This window comes from Streptococcus sp. 27098_8_113, from assembly GCF_041432545.1.
In the GTDB taxonomy this organism is placed as follows: domain Bacteria; phylum Bacillota; class Bacilli; order Lactobacillales; family Streptococcaceae; genus Streptococcus.
This window is the reverse complement of sequence record NZ_JAPVZU010000006.1, coordinates 62,323-83,034: the sequence shown is the minus strand read 5'-3', so window position 1 is coordinate 83,034 and position 20,712 is coordinate 62,323. Positions and strand designations below refer to the sequence as shown.

Annotated in this window: 23 protein-coding genes and 1 tRNA gene; 2 read left to right on the top strand and 22 right to left on the bottom strand. The window is 40.1% G+C overall.

All coding sequences use genetic code 11. The annotated features are described in order from the left end of the window. Window positions 1-55: 55 nt before the first annotated feature. A complete protein-coding gene (gene rpsB / locus O3644_RS05105; protein ID WP_015605907.1) occupies window positions 56-838 on the bottom strand; it encodes a 30S ribosomal protein S2 in 783 nt (260 codons plus the stop codon). Between the two features lie 275 nt (window positions 839-1,113). On the opposite strand from rpsB, the gene O3644_RS05100 reads away from it, so the two are divergent. Next, window positions 1,114-1,184 (top strand) — tRNA-Cys (locus O3644_RS05100). Window positions 1,185-1,540: 356 nt separating this feature from the next. On the opposite strand, the gene nusG is transcribed toward O3644_RS05100, so the two are convergent. The 4 genes from nusG to pbp2a form a co-directional block, all read right to left on the bottom strand. Further along, window positions 1,541-2,077 carry a transcription termination/antitermination protein NusG gene (nusG, locus tag O3644_RS05095; protein WP_005591544.1) on the bottom strand — a complete coding sequence of 179 codons (537 nt, stop codon included), beginning with the start codon at window positions 2,075-2,077 and terminating at the stop codon, window positions 1,541-1,543. 294 nt (window positions 2,078-2,371) lie between these two features. After that, window positions 2,372-2,551 carry a preprotein translocase subunit SecE gene (gene secE, locus O3644_RS05090; RefSeq protein WP_005592084.1) on the bottom strand — a complete coding sequence of 60 codons (180 nt, stop codon included), beginning with the start codon at window positions 2,549-2,551 and terminating at the stop codon, window positions 2,372-2,374. 9 nt (window positions 2,552-2,560) lie between these two features. Continuing rightward, the gene (rpmG, locus tag O3644_RS05085; protein WP_015605910.1) at window positions 2,561-2,713 is read right to left on the bottom strand and encodes a 50S ribosomal protein L33; all 153 of its coding nucleotides are present in this window, start codon (window positions 2,711-2,713) and stop codon (window positions 2,561-2,563) included. A 60-nt stretch (window positions 2,714-2,773) separates the two neighbouring features. Continuing rightward, a complete protein-coding gene (gene pbp2a / locus O3644_RS05080) occupies window positions 2,774-4,996 on the bottom strand; it encodes a penicillin-binding protein PBP2A (protein WP_048766295.1) in 2,223 nt (740 codons plus the stop codon). 151 nt (window positions 4,997-5,147) lie between these two features. Between pbp2a and O3644_RS05075 the strand changes: the two genes are divergently transcribed. Beyond that, window positions 5,148-6,038 (top strand): RluA family pseudouridine synthase, encoded by an 891-nt coding sequence (locus tag O3644_RS05075; RefSeq protein WP_048766293.1) that lies wholly within the window; start codon window positions 5,148-5,150, stop codon window positions 6,036-6,038. Window positions 6,039-6,361: 323 nt separating this feature from the next. Here O3644_RS05075 and O3644_RS05070 read toward each other — a convergent pair whose 3' ends face one another. The 17 genes from O3644_RS05070 to O3644_RS04990 form a co-directional block, all read right to left on the bottom strand. Next, entirely contained in the window at window positions 6,362-7,555 is a 1,194-nt protein-coding gene (locus O3644_RS05070; RefSeq protein WP_048766290.1) for an acetate kinase, read from the bottom strand. A gap of 35 nt (window positions 7,556-7,590) precedes the next feature. Continuing rightward, the gene (locus O3644_RS05065; RefSeq protein ID WP_371595219.1) at window positions 7,591-8,556 is read right to left on the bottom strand and encodes a class I SAM-dependent methyltransferase; all 966 of its coding nucleotides are present in this window, start codon (window positions 8,554-8,556) and stop codon (window positions 7,591-7,593) included. Window positions 8,557-8,636: 80 nt separating this feature from the next. After that, a complete protein-coding gene (comGG, locus tag O3644_RS05060; protein WP_371595218.1) occupies window positions 8,637-9,035 on the bottom strand; it encodes a competence type IV pilus minor pilin ComGG in 399 nt (132 codons plus the stop codon). After that, a complete protein-coding gene (comGF, locus tag O3644_RS05055) occupies window positions 9,016-9,453 on the bottom strand; it encodes a competence type IV pilus minor pilin ComGF (protein ID WP_048791614.1) in 438 nt (145 codons plus the stop codon). Before comGF ends, comGG begins: the two co-directional genes overlap by 20 nt. Continuing rightward, window positions 9,437-9,730: a competence type IV pilus minor pilin ComGE gene (comGE, locus tag O3644_RS05050; protein WP_193389924.1), complete on the bottom strand. Its 294-nt coding sequence runs from the start codon at window positions 9,728-9,730 to the stop codon at window positions 9,437-9,439. The genes comGF and comGE overlap by 17 nt, the downstream gene beginning before the upstream one ends. After that, window positions 9,696-10,130, bottom strand: coding sequence for a competence type IV pilus minor pilin ComGD (gene comGD / locus O3644_RS05045; protein ID WP_048791612.1), 435 nt, complete (start codon window positions 10,128-10,130; stop codon window positions 9,696-9,698). Before comGD ends, comGE begins: the two co-directional genes overlap by 35 nt. Then, complete coding sequence (gene comGC, locus O3644_RS05040; protein WP_048791611.1) at window positions 10,090-10,407, bottom strand: competence type IV pilus major pilin ComGC; 318 nt, start codon at window positions 10,405-10,407, stop codon at window positions 10,090-10,092. Before comGC ends, comGD begins: the two co-directional genes overlap by 41 nt. Next, complete coding sequence (gene comGB, locus O3644_RS05035; protein WP_048791610.1) at window positions 10,404-11,420, bottom strand: competence type IV pilus assembly protein ComGB; 1,017 nt, start codon at window positions 11,418-11,420, stop codon at window positions 10,404-10,406. Before comGB ends, comGC begins: the two co-directional genes overlap by 4 nt. Further along, window positions 11,368-12,309 carry a competence type IV pilus ATPase ComGA gene (gene comGA / locus O3644_RS05030; protein ID WP_048791609.1) on the bottom strand — a complete coding sequence of 314 codons (942 nt, stop codon included), beginning with the start codon at window positions 12,307-12,309 and terminating at the stop codon, window positions 11,368-11,370. Before comGA ends, comGB begins: the two co-directional genes overlap by 53 nt. Window positions 12,310-12,394: 85 nt before the next feature. Then, window positions 12,395-12,766, bottom strand: a complete 372-nt coding sequence (locus O3644_RS05025) for a DUF1033 family protein (RefSeq protein ID WP_048791608.1) — start codon at window positions 12,764-12,766, stop codon at window positions 12,395-12,397. A gap of 134 nt (window positions 12,767-12,900) precedes the next feature. Continuing rightward, window positions 12,901-14,169 (bottom strand): CapA family protein, encoded by a 1,269-nt coding sequence (locus tag O3644_RS05020; protein WP_371595217.1) that lies wholly within the window; start codon window positions 14,167-14,169, stop codon window positions 12,901-12,903. A gap of 242 nt (window positions 14,170-14,411) precedes the next feature. Next, window positions 14,412-14,639 (bottom strand): sigma(X)-activator ComW, encoded by a 228-nt coding sequence (gene comW / locus O3644_RS05015; protein WP_371595227.1) that lies wholly within the window; start codon window positions 14,637-14,639, stop codon window positions 14,412-14,414. Between the two features lie 181 nt (window positions 14,640-14,820). Continuing rightward, on the bottom strand, window positions 14,821-16,059 hold the full coding sequence (locus tag O3644_RS05010) for a nucleotide sugar dehydrogenase (RefSeq protein WP_048791606.1): 1,239 nt from the start codon (window positions 16,057-16,059) through the stop codon (window positions 14,821-14,823). Window positions 16,060-16,099: 40 nt separating this feature from the next. Further along, entirely contained in the window at window positions 16,100-17,488 is a 1,389-nt protein-coding gene (locus O3644_RS05005) for a flippase (RefSeq protein WP_371595216.1), read from the bottom strand. Window positions 17,489-17,512: 24 nt separating this feature from the next. Next, window positions 17,513-18,427: a glycosyltransferase family 2 protein gene (locus O3644_RS05000; protein WP_048791604.1), complete on the bottom strand. Its 915-nt coding sequence runs from the start codon at window positions 18,425-18,427 to the stop codon at window positions 17,513-17,515. An 8-nt stretch (window positions 18,428-18,435) separates the two neighbouring features. Then, window positions 18,436-19,467: a polysaccharide pyruvyl transferase family protein gene (locus O3644_RS04995; RefSeq protein WP_048791603.1), complete on the bottom strand. Its 1,032-nt coding sequence runs from the start codon at window positions 19,465-19,467 to the stop codon at window positions 18,436-18,438. 41 nt (window positions 19,468-19,508) lie between these two features. After that, window positions 19,509-20,711 carry a hypothetical protein gene (locus tag O3644_RS04990; protein ID WP_048791602.1) on the bottom strand — a complete coding sequence of 401 codons (1,203 nt, stop codon included), beginning with the start codon at window positions 20,709-20,711 and terminating at the stop codon, window positions 19,509-19,511. Window position 20,712 lies beyond the last annotated feature (1 nt).

Sequence of the window (20,712 nt, the reverse complement as noted above, 5' to 3'; positions counted from 1 at the left end):
TAAATAAAGGGGCCGGGCTGAGCCCCGCCCCTTTAGGTTAATTGACTTATGAAAATTATGCGTTGTCGCCTTCTACAACTTCAACGATTTCTTCGATTGAGTCTGCTTGAGTTTCAGTTGCAGCAAATTCTGCTTCAACAGTCGCTACAGCGTCCTCACCTTGACGACCTTCGATAACAGCGTCAGCCATTTTCGCAGTGATCAATTTAACGGCACGGATAGCGTCGTCGTTAGCAGGGATAATCACATCGATATCGTCTGGATCAGTGTTTGTGTCAACCATCGCAACTACTGGAATACCAAGTTTCTTAGCTTCCTTAACAGCGATTTGCTCTTTATGAGGGTCAACGATGTACATTACATCTGGGATACGTGGCATATCTTCGATACCACCCAAGAATTTTTCAAGACGAGCACGTTGTTTGTTCAAAAGTGCTACTTCTTTCTTAGGAAGAACTTCGAAGATTCCTTCTTCTTCCATACGTTTGATTTCTTTCAAACGAGCAACACGTTTTTGGATAGTTGTCCAGTTTGTAAGAGTTCCACCCAACCAACGGTGGTTGATGTAGTATTGACCAGCACGTTCTGCTTCTTCTTTTACAGCTTCAGCAGCTTGCTTTTTAGTACCAACAAACAAGATAACTGCATCGTTTGCAGCTGCATCACGCATGAAGTCGTAAGCTTGATCTGCGTATTTTACAGTTTGTTGAAGGTCGATAACGTGGATACCGTTACGCTCAGTGAAGATGTACTTAGCCATCTTAGGGTTCCAGCGACGAGTTTGGTGACCAAAGTGAACACCAGCCTCAAGAAGTTGTTTCATTGAAATTACTGCCATGAGTAAATTCTCCTTTTTGTTTTTTTCCTCTTTTAGATTTCAGCTCGCAGAGCTACCAATCGGCAACGGCTCCACAATTCATCTAAAATGAGTATTTCTGCCGTTTAAACGGCATCTACTATCATATCAAATTTTCGAGCTTTTGACAAGTCTTTGAGCAGTATTTTCTCTTCCTAATCCAGCTCATCTATTAAAATTCCTTCAAAAAATTCTCACTTAAGTCAGGTCAGGCTCTTGACGAATAGGCCGTTTTACGATAGAATAGTAAGAGTTGCGGCGGTATAGCCAAGTGGTAAGGCACGGCTCTGCAAAAGCTTGATCGTCGGTTCAAATCCGTCTACCGCCTTTTTTATCGGTTTAAATCCGACTTTATACTAACCAAGAGGCTGGGACAAAAGTCCTAGCCTCTCAATTGTCTCTGGATTGTCGAGCAAGACGCAGTGGTTGAGTAGGCTCTACTACGCTGATTTCATCAGCTTTTACAACCCTACTCAACTGTGCGGATGTGGGACGACGAAATCGAATTCTAACGAATTACCGATTTCTGTCCCACTCTCTTTTTTGTTTGTCTTTTTTACATCATTGGTCAAGTTTAATGAATTTCAATGAGACCAGAATGACCAGCTTTTATCTAAAATCTCAGGGCTGCTAACAAAAAAGAGCGGAAAATACTTTCCGACTCTTTTTTATGCATTCAAAAAATTATAATTCAGCAATTTGGCTCAGGTTGACTTCTGCAACCGTGTCATTTCCAAACATAGAGATAATCATCTTGACCTTATTATTGTCAATTTCCGTGATTTTGCCAGTATAGTTAGCAAAGGCACCGTCAATGATGCGAACTGTATCGCCCACTTTGACATCCAAATCAAATTCTTGAACCGTTTGTCCCATAGAAATCAGAATGCTGCGGATTTCTTCTTCCAAGAGCGGGGTTGGTTTCGAACGGTTTCCGTGTGAACCCACAAATCCAGTTACGTTTGGCGTATTCCGCACGACAAACCAAGCTTCGTCCGTCATAACCATCTCAACCAATACATAACCTGGGAAGCGGTTTTCTTCGACTTCCTTGCTCTTGCCGTTTTTCTCGACTTGCACGGTCTGAGTCGGAATTTCCACGCGCAGGATATTTTCCAGCATATTATAGGTCTGGGCACGTTGCAAGAGATTTTCCTTTACCTTGTTTTCATAGCCTGAGTAGGTTTGCAGTACAAACCAGCCTTTATCAAAACTGTCCATGTTTTGTCCTTTCCTAAATAAAAAAGCCTAGGGCTTCTGCTTGATATCTAGCCTTATTATACCATAAAATCTAAAATTACAAAGCATTTTGATAAATATTTTACAGACAAATGAGAGTGGGACAGAAATCGGTAATTCGTTAGAATTCGATTTCGTCGTCCCACCTCCGCACAGTTGAGTAGGGCTGTAAAAGCTGATGAAATCAGCGTAGTAGAGCCCACTCAACCACTGCGTCTTGCTCGACAATACAAAGACAATTGAGAGGCTAGGACTTTTGTCCCAGCCTCATCTTTCTTATGAAAACATGTTGATTATGCGGAAGAGACCGCTGGCAACTACCTTATCAAAAATATAGATGACAACAGCAAAGAATGCTGTGTATTCCATTACGGAAAGGAAATCAGTCCATCTTTCTTTACGGGTAGGCCAAGTTGTATCTCGTAGCAAAACGAAAACATCTTTAATGAATTTCACAACTATCTCCTATCTGGTTTCTTTATGCAGCGTATATTTACTGCAGTGTTTACAATATTTATTCACTTCTAGACGCGTAGGTTTTGGAGTGCTACTAAGTTTGATTGAGTAGTTTCGTGACCCACAAACTGTACACGCTAGACTCGCTTTTTTTAATGCCATGACGCCTCCATTCCCCTTATTATAGCAGTTTTCTACTTCTTTGACAAGCCGTTTAGACGATTAATGGAACCAGCCAGTAATGGTATCCCATAGATTTTTGGCTTTCTCAGTAATTCCAGACTCATCAATAGCTTTCTTGGCATCATCTACCAGGTTTTGTGCCCGCTCTTGGACATCTTTCAGGAAGTCTTTATTCTCGCTAGTCGTATTCGTTTGACCAGTCCCGTAGGTATCGACTGGGGAAATCCCATTTTCAGCATAAGCATTTTTCTCACCCGAGAAGGAAGTTCCTTCTGTATAAGGCAAGATGGTGTTGGCGACATTGCGGAAAATAGCCGAAGCTTCATTGGCACTTGTACCAGTCAGATAGTGAGTTTCATCCGTCTTAGGGAAGCCCAGCCATTGGCTGATAACCACATCTGGTGTGTAGCCGATGACCCACTGGTCTCCTGACAGATCAGGGTTGAAGTCAGTCTCTGTTGTTCCTGTCTTTCCAGCCATTGTATAGCCATACGGAGCTGCATAGACTCCCGTCCCGTTTGAGAAAGTTCCCAGCATCATACTGGTCATCTTTTCTGTGGTTGAGCGATTGAGAACGCGGGTAGAAGTCTGCCGGTGGGTTTTGACAACCTGACCACTAGCATTTTCTATCTTGGTGATAAGATGGGCATCATTCATAACTCCATCATTCGCAAAGACTGAGTAGGCTTGAGCCATCTGAAGTGGATTGGTCGTCACGCCGCTTCCCAGAGCTACACCCAGATTCTGTTCTACCTTATCCATATTAAGACCAAACTTTTTGCCGTACTCAAAGGCCTTGCTCACGCCTAATTCATCCACTGTTGAAACCGCGGGAATATTGAGGGATTCAGCCAAGGCTTGATACATTGGAACCGTCGGTGAACTTTGGATATTGCCATAGTTATTAACCTTATAGTCACCAAAAACTGTCCGACTATTATCTAGCTCCTTATCCGTTGACCAGCCGGCTGCTATAGCTGGGCTGTAGGCCACCAAAGGCTTGATGGTTGAGCCTGGACTACGAGCAGACTGAGTCGCGTAGTTGAAAGTCCGAAAAGCAGAGCCATCAGCACTGTTGACACGGCCAACCAAAGCCCGAACACCACCCGTCTTAGGATCTAGCGCTACGCTTCCTGACTCGGCCCGCGTCCCGTCTTCAGCCTGCGGGAAGAGATCGACATTGCTATAAATAACCTGCATGCTAGCTTGGTAATTTTGGTCCAATTCGGTGTAAATCCGATAGCCGTTGTTGACGATTTCTTCTTCCGTCAGACCGTAATCATTGACCGCTTCATTGATAACCGCATCAAAATAAGATGGGTAGCGATAGTCTTCTGATTTGCCTTCGTAGGCATCGACTAGCTGGCCTCCAATACCAACCGTCGCAGCCTGATCCGCCGTTGCCTGATCAATGTAACCTGCCGCCACCATATTTTGAAGAACGGTGTCACGACGGTTGGTCGCATTCTCAATCGAATACAGGGGATTATATAGCTCTGGTCCTTTGAGCATACCAGCTAGAACCGCTGATTGATCCAAACTGAGCTGGCTGGCAGATACACCAAAATATTTCTTGCTGGCATCTTCCACGCCCCAAACGCCATTTCCAAAATAAGAGTTATTGAGGTACATGGTCAGGATTTCCTGTTTGCTGTATTTTTTGTTAATTTCCAAAGCTAGGAAAAATTCCTTGGCCTTCCGCTCAATGGTCTGATCCTGAGAAAGATAGGCATTTTTGGCCAACTGCTGCGTGATAGTCGAGCCACCGCCAGAGCGACCCGCAGTTAAAATGGCTAGAAAGAAGCGACTGTAGTTAATCCCGCCATTCTTATAAAAAGAACGGTCTTCTGTCGCAATAACAGCGTTCTGTAAGTCCTGACTAATCGCATCTAATTCGACATAAGTTCCCTTTTGCCCAGACAAGCTGCCCGCTTCATTTCCATCCTTATCATAGATCAAGGTCGTGGCTTTAAGAGCATTCTGCAAGTCTTTGACATTGGTCGTCTTAGCTACATAAAAAAGATAGCCACCGACCACCAGACCAAAGGTCAAGCCGAGAATCAAGAATATCTTGGTCAGATGAAACCTGCGCCAAAAGCGACGGAAAGGATGTTGAGACAGGGGCTTCTTCCGATTCTTACCAGACCGGCTATAGCTAGGCTCAGGCGTCTCGCCCTCCAGCTCCTCAGCAACTTTCTTCTGAGGATGATCCGTTTTAAACATATTGACTAATTTTTCAAATATATCATTTAATTTCTTCATAAAACATATTTTATCACCTTATCCATGCAGACACAAGGCACGACTCCGCTACTTTCTACTCCTTTTAGCTTTCTTTAAGGAAATAGCAGATCTGCTTTCCTCTTTCCAACGAAGCATTTTCAAATGGGCTAGTTTTTGCTACAATGAAAACATGAAATTTACTATTACCATCCCCGCAAGCCTGCCTCCGATGACCGTCAAAGAATTACTAGAAGACCAACTGCTCATTCCTCGCAAAATTCGTCACTTTCTCCGAACCAAGAAACATGTCTTAGTCAACGGAGAATCCATCCATTGGCAAACTTTGGTCAAGCCTGGCGACAGCATTCAACTAACTTTTGACAAAGAGGATTATCCAGAAAAAGAACTCCCCCCTGGCCAACCTCATCTGGTCAAGGAGCTCTATCAAGACGAGCATCTCATCATCGTCAACAAGCCAAACGGCATGAAAAGTCACGGCAATGAGCCGACAGAAGTCGCTCTGCTCAATCATGTGTCAAGCTATGTCGGACAGACCTGCTATGTCGTCCACCGGCTGGACAAAGAAACCAGTGGCGCCATCCTGTTTGCCAAAAATCCCTTTGTCCTCCCCATTCTCAACCGCCTCTTGGAAAACAAAGAAATCTCTCGTGAATATTGGGCCCTTGCTCAAGGAAAATTTCCCAACAAGACTATCGTTTATAAAGATAAAATCGGACGCGACCGCCATGACCGAAGGAAACGCCTCGTTGATCCGAAAAAGGGCCTCTACGCTGAAACTCATGTAACCCGACTCAAGGACTTTGGAAATACGACTCTGGTCAAATGTCAATTGAAAACAGGACGGACTCACCAAATTCGTGTCCATCTCGCCCATCGCGGCCATCCTATCGTCGGTGACCCCCTCTACCATCCTCAACCCCAAGGTCGCCTCATGCTCCATGCCCACCGCTTGACATTGACTCATCCATTCACCCTAGAAACCATCAACGTGGAAGCACCGTCAGAGAGTTTTGAAGCGGAAATTAAACGGCACAAAAGCAAATCTAAAAAAGATAGCTAACCAGATAACCGATTCCCCAAGACTAATACTCCACATCGCCAACTAGCCACAATTCTTTCAAAAACCAGATTTTCCCCAAAAAGACGATTCCCTACCGGACATCGTCTTTTTATTCTCCTCCAGCTAGCAACATAGCACGCCAGATACAAACAAGCACCTATTTGTTCTTTAGAGATCATCTACCTTGTGCCAAATTGATTTCCAGTCCATACTTAACTATTAGTTCTTACTGCTGCAAGCCCCGACCCGCTTTGAATCATCCTATCTGACCAAAGAATAATCACAAAGTCACAAGAAAAAGCTCAGCTAGGCCGAGCTTTTGATTATTGATTTTTAAAGCGTTCTACATCACGCGCAATGACTAACTCTTCATCTGTCGGGATAACCAGAACTCTGACTTTAGCAGCTTCTGTTGAAATATCTCCTGTAGCACCAAAGAAATTCTTCTCTGGATCGACATCGCAGCCAAACCAAGAAATTCCTTCGATAACCATGCGACGGATGGTCACAGAGTTTTCACCAATACCAGCTGTGAAGATAATGGCATCTGCTCCATTTAAAACAGCTAAATACTGACCAATGTATTTTTGAATGCGATCCACAAAAATTTCATTTGCCAATAGTGCCTTTTCATCACCCGCACGCATAGCTTCATGAATATCGCGCATATCACTTGATTTCTCTGAAACGCCCAACAGTCCAGATTCACGGTTCAGAATTCGACTGATATCTTCTGGCGTGTTAAAGTCATCTGTATGTTGCATCAAGTATGGAATAATTGCTGGATCGATGTCACCCGTACGTGTTCCCATCATAACTCCACCAAGGGGAGTGAAGCCCATAGAAGTATCCACTGAGCACCCCTTATCGACTGCTGTGATAGAAGCACCGTTTCCGATATGACAAGTGATGAGTTTCAATTCTTCAATCGGTTTACCCAAAAGTTTTGCAGCTTCGTGGGCTACATACTCATGGCTGGTTCCATGTGCTCCATATTTACGGACCTTATTTTCAGTGTAGTACTTAGTTGGCAATGGATAGCGATAAGCTTTTTCTGGCATGGTTGTGTGGAAAGATGTATCAAAAACAGCCACACTAGTGATGTCTGGAAGAAGTTCCTTGAAAGCACGGATACCGTCAGCATTGGCAGGATTGTGTAAAGGAGCTAGCAGAGACAACTCTTCAATCTTTTCCAATACATCGTCAGTCACAAGAGCTGATTCTTTGAAATACTCGCCTCCAGCTACGACACGGTGCCCAACACCTGTGATTTCATCGTAAGATTGAATAATTTCAAACCGTTTCAAATCATCCAATAAAATTTTCACAGCTTGTGTATGGTCAGCAATATCTAAGGTTTGGCGTTCAGAACGACCATCAAATTTAACCGTAGAGATTGAGTCCTTGAGACCAATCCGCTCAATCAAACCTTTAGCCAGCACCTTTTCTTCTGGCATTGAATAAAGTTGCCATTTTACACTCGAACTTCCAGCATTGATAGAAATAGTTTTTGACATCTCGTCACCTCTTTAAGCGTTTTCAAACTATTATATCAAAAATTTGTTTGAATTTCACTAACTTTGACCCAGTTTTGAAAACTTTCACGAAACTTCAAGATTTCATCCTGACTTTGCAAGTCCTGCAAAGGGTAGATAAACGGCTGGATGTCTGATTCGCCTTGTTTCCTCAGGACAAATAGTGTCTTAGCATTCTGTCGGCTTGCGAAAATCTTCTCTGGCAGGGAAATCATTGCCAAAAGCTGAGCGCTAGACAGTAGCCATTTTTTCAGCAGATGACTTTGAGGGCTCGTCAGCAGATTATTTGGCGCGAGAAAGATAGCATAGCCCCCCGGTTTCAAATATTTTAACGATTGCTCCATCAAGAGATGATGGGCGTAAGTATGCTCGTCTGGACTGGCAACCTCATAACGAGCCGCCACGGCATCATCTGGATAATAGCCCACTGGCAAATCACTGACAATCAAGTCGCTTTCTTTCAGAACCTGAGGCCGCACCGCATCTCCTTGAGCAAAGTGTGCCTTGGAATTCATAACTTCGGCAATGCTAGCAGACAAATCAATCAGCAAGTCGTCAATTTCTAGGCCTAGATAATCCATATTCTTTTGCGTGTGGTTGAGCAGAGTCACCGCTAAATTGCCTGTTCCACTGCCGATCTCCAGCAAATCAACTCTCTCGTCTTGAGCCAACTGGTCAATCAAAAAACTCAGCAAGAAGCCGACCGAATCAGGTGTGAACTGGTGATTAGCTTGGAGTGGCTCTGTCTGAGAAGCCTTCATAAAAATAAACTGATAAGCCCGACGCCACTCCTCCTTGGTCAAATGCAAGGCACGAAGCTTGTCATTGTTTTTCAGAATTTCTTGTAATTCTGTATCTCCGTCCAGATAAATCCCATTTTGCTCAATCAAGGCATCATAGAAATTGGTTCCCAGCGCATTTTGGATATTTTGCACATTTTCTAAAAGCAGGTGAAAAGCTCGTTCTATTTTTTCAAATTTCATGGCATCCTCCGTTGTCTTATGATACCAAAAAGAAGCCCTCTTTCCAAGGGCTATCGGATTACAAATCTTTTACATTTATATTAGTCGCTTCTCTTGTCAGTTGAAGGAGAGGGCACTTTAGTTTTTTTAGTATCTTTGGAGTCTTTAGCTTCTTTGTCCTTCTTCTCTGGCTCCTTTTTACTCTCAAAATAGAAAGAATAACTCTTCTGATTGGCAAGTTGGCTGCTGACTTCCAGCATATTTCCCTGCCTGCGATAATGGGTGCTCCCTTGGTCGAAGGCTAATTGCCCGCTCTCCTCTATGGCAGTCTCCTTGGTCAAAACAGCCAAGGCATAGGCTTCTGTCCGCTCTCGATTAGCTTGAAAGAGACGCTGATTGGTCACCTGCCGGTTCAGATAAAATTGCAAGAGCAAGCTAAAGACAGCTGCCATAAAGAGGGCATAAAGCAAGATGCCTGCCTTAACTTTTATCTTGAACACGATAGATGTACTCTCTTTCTAAATTATTTTCAAACCGGAAGCGAAAGCGAACAAGGTCCCCCTGCTGACTGACCGGAGCAGCTTTAAGTCCATAGATCATGGGTTGATAGCCACGTCCCGAAGCATCCGTCTTGCGAAAATCATCACTCCGAGATTTGCCCAAAGCTATATGTTTGCCATCCTGTTTGACATAGATTTTGTCGTTTTCGACTCGGTCAAATTGGCTGCGCGATAGCTCCGTCTCCAACTGATCGACAAATAAGAGCCATTCCTGCTGCTTATTTTCCTGTTGATGTCGCAGTTCAAAAGCCAGAAGCTTGGTCATCGACTGAAAGACCAATATACCACCGCTCAAGACCAGCAGGGCGACTAGAGTCTCTAAAAGTGTAAAAGCTTTGATTTTAACGTTTTTTAACACTGAGCACCTTCTCCTCTTGGTGATAGACGGTTAATTGCTGGTCTGTTTTAACCTGGCGGACTGTAATGCCGTTTACTGTCAGATTTTCCTGTCCCGTCTGCATGGCCATCCGAGCAACCCGTAGGACTTCCTCCTCCTGCAATAAGCGAATCTGTTCCTGCCGCGACTGACTAATCTGGCCAAGCAGGAGGCTGGCAATAGCCGCAAAAACCGCCATTGCCACCAGAGCCTCCAGCAAAATGCTAGCCTTCATTTGTCGTCTTTTTAAATTTTCCATTACCCATATAAAGCTGGTAAACAACCTTTTTATCCTCCGTTTGAAAAACAATCTTGCTGAGCGAAGAATTCCCGCCAGCCTGATCAAACTGAATGGTCTGAGGAGCATGTTCCTGCAAAGTCTTGGGAAATTCTACTTGCTGATAGCCGTTGGAGATATTGCGCTCCGAAATGGTCAATTTGATCTTTTCATGTCCAGCCATACTTAGCTTTTGGCTCTCCTGATAAAGATACTCAAATTCCATGAAAAACAGCTGCTCCTGTACTTGATTGAAACCAGCCTGGACAGAGCCAGATAAACCTAATAAAATGAAACTGACCACAAATAAAGCCAGGAGACTTTCTAACAGCGTAAAAGCCTTAATCCGCAACTGCACGAACTTCACTGCTGTTTTTTCCATAGTAAGCCTTATAGGATGCCACCTGCTTATCGGTAATCCGACCATCGGCAACTAATTTTCCTAGAGTAGCTTTTTCATTAACATTCTTCAATTCATAAAGCTCAGCCTGACTTTCTACCACCTTGACTACAGCCGCATTGCCCGTATCTGAAACAGCATCCTTCTGCTTGGTCAAATTTGGGACAAACAAGAGCATCAAGACACTGATGATTAAAAGGACGACTAACATTTCCACCAGAGTGAAGGCTTTAACTTTCAAAGTTTTTAATTTTTTCATAATTGAATCTCCATATTCTGATAAATTGGCAGCAACATGGCTGCATAAAGCAAAACAATAACAAGGGCGACAAAGACAAAAACGAGAGGCTGAATCAAATTCATGGCCCGATTGATTCTCAGGAAAAACTCCTCCCAAGTCTTTTCGGCATACAGTTCCAATTCGTCACCCAACTTGGACTTGACCTCGCCGTATTCGATGATTAAGGCCAGCTCTTTCTTAAAGAAGGGATAGGTGCTGACCTTCTCGGCGTAGCCCTGACCTGCACCCAGAGCCGTCTCCAAGTCTCGTCCCAGCTCCTGAAAGAGCTGAGAAGGCTGGTCCTGCATGATGAGAAAGATCTGACTCAATTCCAATCCTTGCCCAATCATATTTCCCCATTCACGCGCATAGTAGGCCGTCAGATAAGCCCGCACTAAGGTGCCAACAAAAGGAAACTTGGCCAAACGGCTGAAAAATCTCATCTTAGAGCTCTTGCGATAATAGAGCCAGCCACCGCAAATCAGCAAGCAATTCACCAGAGCGCCTCCCAGAAAGATCTGCGGTAGATAATGAATGAACTGAGTGGCCATATTTTGACTGTCCAGCTGAGGCAAGAGATAATTACGCAAGCCCAGCATGATCAGTACTAGAAACCCAAGCAGCATCAGGGGATAAGTCCCCACCTCAATCAATTTCTTACGGACCTTGGATAGATTTTCCAGATAATCTTCGATTTTACCCAAACTAAGATTTAGATTTCCGTGCAACTCAGACAAAGATAGCTGGGTGACCACATTATCGGAAAAGCCCAAACGCTTCATAATCTGGGAAAATGACTGGCCAGCAGCCAAACCCGAACGCATTTCCGCGACATAGGCCTCCTCTAAAAGGGCACTCCGCCGCAGAAAATCAACAATCTCCGCCAAATGAAAACCACTGGTGAAGAGATTACGAAACAGCTCGATAATTTTCTTTTGCTTAGGCGTAGATAATTTTTTCCGCCTGCCTCTGATCAGCTGTGATATGTCCATCTGCAAAAAGCTGGTCAATCTGCTGGTTCCAGAGACTGGCTTCGTGCTTTTGATAGTTTTGGTTGACAAAGTCGATCACACCTCCTCCCCCGATTAAACGCTGGTAACAAACGCCCTGTAATACCATGCGCAGCTCATCCTCACTGACACCCAGCTCTAACAGCCGCTCATAGACTCCGCGAATACTCTTAGCATGGATAGTTGAAAAGACCGTTGCCCCTGTCAAACTAGCCCTTACCACCGCACGAGCCGTTTCTTGGTCTCGGATTTCACCGATAATCAAGAGGTCCGGTCTGTGACGCAGAGATAGCTTGATGAGGCTGTCATAGGTCATCCCGATAGTTTCATTCAATTGAAGCTGGAGCATATTTTCCTGCTTGATTTCCACAGGGTCTTCGATAGACATGACCTGTTGCTGCCCAAATCTCATCTGAGCCAGCTGGTGCATCAGCGTCGTCTTTCCACTGCCAACTGGCCCTGAAAACAGATAAAGGCCGCGAGAATTTACTTTTTTACGAAGATCAGGCAGATTGTCAAACCAGAAACGCAACTCACGCTCCTCATCGTGTAAGAGCCGAATCACCAAGCTCTCATAGCCACGGTAATCGCCGACGGTCGAAAGACGGAGCGAAACTGTGACCTCTCCACAATCATAATCGCAGGACCCTAACTGGCTGCGCCTCTTCTCTCCAACATTCATGCCTGAGACAAACTTAAAATGGCTGATGACTGACGATAATAAATCAAAATCATAGGTCTGAATGAAGCGCCGCTCATCTCCCACCCGCATATAAAGCTCATAGCAGGAACTCTTGGGAATCAGATAGACATCTTGAGCTGCTTCCTGCCTGGCCAATTGAATCATTTCCTTTGCAATTTTTTGAACCATAAGTCCTCCTCACCTTACTATTCGCACAAAATAAGAAAAAATAAAAAAAGAATGAAGAAATTTTCTTCATTCTTTGACTTCTATCTTATCTAGCCCGCACTTTAATTTTGCAAATACGGTGTTTTTCAGTAGCATTTTGCTTGCGGTAGCCTGGACGATACTTGCTCTTGGGGATCTTGCTTTCATTTTCTAACAAAAGCAGGGAGTGGTATTGCTGAATATCTTCATTGCACTCCTCACACCAACGTTGATCGGCCGGATCCCAGAAAATCGTCATAAGATCACTGCGGCTTTTATAAAGTGGCGATGCTTCAGACATCTCTAGCCAGCGGTTCTTATAGTATTTGAGGGCAGTATAATAATCATCGAAATACCTTTTCTCAATGATATCGTCCTCCCAACCGTCTAAAAACCACCAGGGCTCATAATCGCCATACATTTCTATTACGCTGTACATACCTGTCCCCTTTTGTATCCTATATTATATATAAAATTCTTTGATAACGAAACTATTTTGCTCGTAGGCTTTATAATAGTTCGTTTCTCATCAAAGAAAAGTAAAGAAACAAAAGGGAGTGTCCTTTTTTGTGCTTATTTCCAATTCAGATGCACATGCTCTTTCATTTCCTTATAGGCCGTATCAATCCGATCTTTGGTCGCCTGATCCAGCTGATTGCGATATTTTCCACCCTCGATGAAATCTTCTAAGATAAGGGTTTGATAAGTGTAAAGCGGATAACCCTCTGGCGAATACGTTCCCTTTTCCACACGGCTGACCCAGCTTGGATGTGCCTGAGCTGTTTTGATAATGGTTCCCTTGTCCGTCTTTTCTATGGTCACATCCATCAAGACACCACGCTCGGTCCACTCAGCCGTATCCACACCAGCCATGGTTTCAATCCGCTGATTAGAGATAAAATTTCCCATGGAGTAAATAATCAGCTTCTTCTGACCATCTTTTTCAAGAATTTCTGAAGGCTGCACTACGTGCGGATGCCCCCCAAAAATGATGTCCGCTCCCCAGTCCACCATCTTGTGGTAGAGCTCTACCTGCTCCTCATTTGGCTCCAGCTGGTATTCAATTCCCGTCTGCGGCATGACTACTGTAATGTCCGCTTCTTTCTCCGCCTGCTCAATCTCAGCCTTCATCTTCTCCTCATCAAAGGTCGATAGGTGATGATCAATCTCCTTCTGACTGAGATTGGACTCCAAGCCATTAAAGCCATAGGAGTAAGCCAGAATCGCAATCTTGATGCCTTTTACCTCTTTGATCAGGATGGGCGATTTGTCCCTGTTTTTGTGAGTATAGACGCCGACTGGGCTAATTCCGTGATTTTCAAAGGCTTTGGCAGTCGTAAAGACTCCCTCAAGCCCTGAGTCTAGGATGTGATTATGGGCCAGATCCACCACTTGGTAGCCGGCATCTTTGATGGCGGGCACAACAGCCTCCGGAGCATTGAAAAGAGGATAGCCTCCCAAAGGATAGTCTGAGCGTATGGTCCCTTCAAAATCTCCCAAGACCAAATCTCCTTGCTGGAGCCAGTCCTTGACATAGGTGAAATTTTCCGAAAAATCATAGCTACTATCGGCCTTTTGAGCGCTCATATAAAGCCCATCATGATACAAAAGGTCGCCATTAGCCATAATCCGTACCGTTTTCGAATCAGCCTTCTTTCCTGCAACCGAGGAAGACTTAGGAACATCTTTAGCAGCATTCCTACCGCTTCCCTTAGGCAGCCCCATGATGCTTTGGAAGAATAAAATGGCAATCGCTGATACAAATACCGCTCCCAGCAGGGCAAGGATAAAGGCACGGTTGCTTAATGCTACTTGTCGCTTGATTTCAGATCTTTTCTCCATTTTGCCAACCTCCATATTACTTATATTTTATCATAAATTATTCCCCCAAGGGAATAAAAAAGAGTCTGGGACAAAGGTCCTAGCCTCTCAATTGTCTTTGGATTGTCGAGCAAGACGCAGTGGTTGAGTGGGCTCTACTACGCTGATTTCATCAGCTTTTACAGCCCTACTCAACTATGCGGAGGTGGGACGACGAAATCGAATTCTAACCAATTACCGATTTCTGTCCCACTCTCTAAATATCAGGCCGAGCTCAACATCAAGGACTGCAAATACCAGCGATAAGCCGCCCGATAATGATAGGCATTAAAAAACTTGATCTCCCCGATACCGTAGCGCATCAGGTAGTAAATCAGATAGCGCAGATGCAGGCTTTCCCACTCCGTGCTAGCCTTTTGACAATGAGCATACTCAGCCTCAAGCTCCCTATAGTAATCTCTGAATTGATTATAAATTTCTTGAATTTCCATCATAACTCCAATCTTTTTGCTTTAACACTAGTTTATCGTAAAAAGAAGAGGATTAGGGGCAAGAATCTTAACTTGTCTCATTTAAGAGCTGAAAGGTAGGGTTAGGCACTAGAAAATGACATTTCAGGGAATATTTTTGACATTTGGGGGGTGGGGGATATTTCAAGCACTATGAATAATCTTAATCTCGTTTAAAAATATCCCTAGTGTAAACTTTTTCTTTTACATCTTCCAAGCTTTCATCAAAACGATTAGCAATAATCACTTGACTAAATTCTTTAAATTTTTTGAAGTCATTGACCACCTTACTACCAAAGAAGGTGATATTATCCTCAAGCGTTGGCTCGTAAATAATAATGGTGACACCCTTGGCTTTCAGACGTTTCATAACACCTTGAATAGAAGATTGTCTGAAATTATCTGAATCACTTTTCATTGTCAAACGATAGACACCTACAGTAATATCTCGCTCCTTAGCTGGTTCATAAGACTCATTGCCAACATAAGCACCAGCAAGATCTAAAATTCGATCAGCAATATAATCTTTTCTTGTACGATTACTTTGTACAATCGCTGTCATCATATCCTGAGGAACATCAGAGTAATTTGCAAGAAGTTGCTTGGTATCTTTAGGAAGACAATAGCCACCATAACCGAAGGAAGGATTGTTATAGTGAGAACCAATCCGTGGATCCAAACAAACTCCATCAATAATAGCTTGAGTGTCCAGCCCCTTCATCTCAGAATAAGTATCCAGCTCATTAAAATAAGAAACACGCAAAGCAAGATAAGTATTCGCAAAAAGCTTTACTGCTTCAGCTTCTGTAAAACCCATATACAATGTATCAATATCTTCTTTTAAAGCCCCTTCTTGAAGCAGTCCAGCGAAAGTTTCGGCAGCACTTACCAAGCGCTCATTATTTTTATCTGTTCCTAAAATAATTCGACTCGGATACAGATTATCATAAAGCGCTTTTGACTCCCGCAAAAACTCAGGGCTAAACAAGATATTTTCAGTCTGAAATTTCTTTCGTACTGACTCTGTATAGCCCACAGGAACCGTACTTTTAATCACCATGATTGCCTCAGGATTATATTTCAGCACTGTTTCAATAACTGACTCTACGGCAGATGTATCAAAGAAATTCTTTTTCGGATCATAATTCGTCGGAGCTGCAATGACGACAAAGTCTGCGTCTCTATAAGCAGTCTCTGCATCTACGGTTGCTACCAATCCCAACTCTTTCTCGGCTAAATACTGCTCAATATAATCATCTTGTATGGGCGATTTCTTGGCATTAATCAAATCAACCTTCTCTTGAATAATATCAACAGCTGTTACCTGATGGTGCTGTGCCAATAATACAGCTATTGAAAGACCGACATAACCTGTTCCTGCTACTGCTATTTGTTTTCTCATAATTTTCTTTTTTCTATTTTTCTATAAAACCAATACAATATTATTTTCTCTTAAATTTTCTTCTATAAAGCATCGAAAAAATACAAGAATAATAAAAGATTCCTATAGCTATTTTTACACATAGACTATAAAATAAAGAAATACCTTGCCACTCTATATTATATAAAAACATGAAGAGCGGTAGTCCCGTGATAGAAATTAAAACAGCTTCTAAAATATATTTATGAATTTTAAATTCTTTATTCACTCTAATAGTCTGAAATACTGTTACTGCAATTTCTGCTCCCAAAGTAGCAAACGCTGCACCAACTGCACCTATAGAAGGAATCAAAAAATAATTAATTATAACATTTACTAACGCTCCAACCATTACAGATTGAATTAAAATAGAATCCTTTTGAAGCGGCAAAAGATACTGAGTTCTAAAAACATTTGAAAAAGCTAAAAATAAGCAACTAGGTAATAAAATCAAAAATAATATAACACAGATTTCAAATCCCTTTCCATAGAATATAGGAACAAACTCTTTTGATACTCCCATAATTCCAAAACTCATTGAAGAAGAAAGAAACATTACAAATCTGATACTTTTTCCTATTAAGATTTCACTTTGCTTCTCATCTTTTTTTACAAGATTACTAACCTTGGGCAACATAACATTTCCCAAGGCAGTAATAAAAGCCATCGGAACTTGAATAATTCTTTCAGCCGATTCATAAAATCCCAACTGTTCATTAGAATTCATAGCCCCTAACATAATTTTAGCCATTATTTTATAAATACTCACAGCTAGCACTGTTACAAAAAGAAATAGATTTGGTTTTAAATGACTCAATACTTCCTTCAAGTTAGGTTTATAGAATGAAAGTTTGCGTATCGCATCCGGCCATAAAATAATCTGGGTAAGTAGGAGATTACTACAAAGTAAAAATGTATACATTGGTAAATCAGATGATTTTTTAACAAATATAAATATAGATGCTGTAACTATTAACTTAGAAAGCATATTTCTTATAGTTGTTTTTTTAAATTCTTCAATTCCCCAAAAAAACCAATTTATGTCAACAGATGCTGACAATGTATACATAAAAAAGAGAGAACTCAATAAAATATTATTAGATATAAAAAATATATAAAATAAGTAAATACAGTTTATAAATACCCCTAATATCAATTGTAAGCTATATATATTCCAAAAAACCCGACTACACCTTGTAATATCATCTCTATTCTTAGCAATTTCCCGACTACCATAATTATTAAGACCAAGCATAATAAATATCACATAATAATATGCTATTGAATTATGGTAAGAAAATTCTCCAAGCGCTTGAGGCCCCAACACCCTTGAAAGATAAGGTGTAGTTAACAAAGGAATTATTAATAGTAGCACTTGATAGAGAGAACTATATATAAAATTTCTTCTCAAAGTAATAACATTCTCACTTTCTTATCAGACAACTCTTTTAAAAAAATCTTTTAAAAATAATAATCTAGCGCCTCTCCCTCTAAAAATCAGCCACATAAATTGATAAAACATTATCTTTAAATTATAATTCGAACTGTATATAAAATAATAAACTGATTTTTTTAAATTTCTAAAATACCATTCAGCTGAATCAATCAACAAGTGTTCCGCTTCAACTTTTTTATATATACGCCTTTTTTCTTCCAAGGTTTGAATAATGAAACTTATTGGAAACGCTTTTTTAGATATATTAGAATCGTGAATACGATAAGCAGCCACCGCTTCATTAAATATATATACATCGCCAGATAGAATGCCGTTCAAATATATACAGGTATCATTAACCATTTTGAATTTATCTATTCCCGATTTTTTTAATAAGTCGGTATTAAAAAAACTACTTAGGGTTGACTGAGGCTTCGGATAGTTATAATCAAAATATTGTAAATATTTCTCTTTCTTTACTAGTCCTTCTATATTTAAATCTACTTTATTTAAAAAACATCCATTAGAATATGGGATTGTTGAAGCTATAAACGCTCCTATATCCTTATTAGTTTCAAATACTTCTTTGACTAATTCAAAAATACTAGAATTAATATAAAAATCATCATCATCCATAAAAGCAACTACACTTCCTCGAGCAATATATAATCCTTTAAAACGAGAAATATGGGCAAATTGTTTTGCATGATTTTTTTTATAAACTATACAAATATTAGAGGGAAGCCGCTGAGACATTTCTTTTATGACTCGTTCCGTCCCATCAGTAGAAGCATCATCAATGACAATTAATTCTAAACTAACTTTTCTCTGTGGAATAATACTCTCAATAGCTTCTTGTAAAAATTTCTCTCTATTATACGTTGGAATAACAATAGAAATATCTATATCACTCATATTTTATCCTACAACTTACTTATTAATTGCTCTATCCCTAAATCACTATACTCTTTAATTTGCTCATAATTATAATTATCATTTAAGTATTCTTTTTCAAATGTTCTAATTTTATGAGAAATTACAATTGGTATTATTTTATTGTCACTACATAGTCCCATAATCATTGCATGCATACGTCCCGTTAGTATTACTTTTGAGCGACTGAATAAATTAATTAAATCATCTATTTTTTGTGCCTCGCATAGTTCAACCGAAATTTCTTTTGTCTCTAAATATTTTTTAAAATTCAAACATTCTCTAGCATCCGACGTTGTAGTTGCTGACAGCACTATTTTATAATCGTTATTATAGAATTGCCTTACTTTATCATACAAGTCAGTATAGTAATTATCTTCAGTTATCTCATAACCAAAAGAATGTCTCGCAACTTCGTAATTATATGGCATAACTACCATTATATTCTCTTTTCTTTTATTTGGAACGATAAGACTAAATGCAACATCAGGAGATACTACTGCTTTAACGTTAAACAGCTCCTCAAAAGCTTGTTGACTTTCTAAATCACGACAATTAATAAACCTCGCATATTTTATTCCTTTAGAATATCTATTGATTTCACTCTGAGACAAATTGGAATCCACTCCTACTCCATAAATAAATAATGGAATATTATTTTTTCGAGCTATACTAGACCAAAAATTAAAACAATATGAAAAAACTGTTTTATGTTTTATTAGCTGCCCTCCACCTATGATAATTCCTGAATAGTCAGCCAAATTAATGCGAGAAAGTGTCCTCTTAAGATTTCGTTTAAAGAGAAAATGATATTTCAAAAAATTAGGTGCTTTTCGTTTGAATTTTTGATAACTAGTGACGGTAGTAACATTATAATTCACTCTCTGCTCTTTATCTAACGCATAACCAATATTATTGACTTCTATATTTTTCTTCTCAAGATATCTGCTAAGCATATTACTTAGAAGATTATCACCCAAATTATCACTATTAAACTGATTTATTAATAGAACTTTTTTCATAACTTTACCTTTCAAACGGATACACTCTTACTAATTTTTTATCAATACTCATTTAATATTGGTATGACAACAAAAATCATCATCAGAATAGGACCAGACAATAATGGATTTAAAAAACCTAAAATAGTAAATATTATCCATGTAGCTATCATTGAATTTTTCTCTAACATATTTTTACTAGTATTTATTGTATATATAGCAATAATCGCATAGTTCAAAATTATTATTAAATTTCCTAAAATACCAAATCTAGCTAAATCATCTGCCCACTGCATATGACCACCTATACGCCCTGAAACATGATCTTTAAAATTAATCCCTAAAATCGGACTACTATAAAATGACGCCATAGATTGTGATGCTAACATCTCTCTTCTGGATAGTGTATCAGTATGCTCATAATTTCCAATTAACACATTAGCTATCGCTACTATTTTGTTATTAGTACTCCAATAAAATATATTTCTATTAGCCAGTGCATACAATTCATCTGATATAATACCTCTCAATACATATAACAATCCACTTATCGAAAGAAAAGCTAGACGAAATATTGCCCCTCTTTTATTTATAAAAACAGAAATTCCTATAGATAATATTGCCACAACAACCGATGTAACTAAATTACATAGAATCAAGCATAACATTACTGAACTGAATATAAAAAACAAACCAAAAACACTTTTAAAATCAGTTTTTTTAAATCTATTAAATATCAACATTAATAACGGTCCAGTCATAAAAGACAAAGCATACATAAGCTGAAAATCTCCTACACCTATTAATTTTATACTTCGTTGCGTATTTCTAATAGCTTGAGGATCAACTTTAAATATATAGTAAAAAGATACACCAATCGTTATTAAAATAGACAGTAAGGCCAAATGGACTAACCTTTTTTGTTTGTATGCAGGCAACCCCTTTATATATATATATATAATAGGAAAGATAAGGAACTGATATCTCTGTATTACTGCTTGCATAGGACTATAGTAATTCAAATTAACTTGATCTGCAATAATCGTTCTCAATAACGTTAATAAAAATATACCTAAACTCAAAATACTTAAGTTAAAAGTTTTATGAAAAAAACCTTTAATTCTAATTGCCGAAACGTACCAACAAATAAAAATAATTACTTGTACAAATTGAGGAAGCAAATCAGATATTATATTAATGTACTGTAGCATTACTAAAATTTGTAAAAGACAAAAAGTAATATCAATTTTAAATCTATGTTTCAAC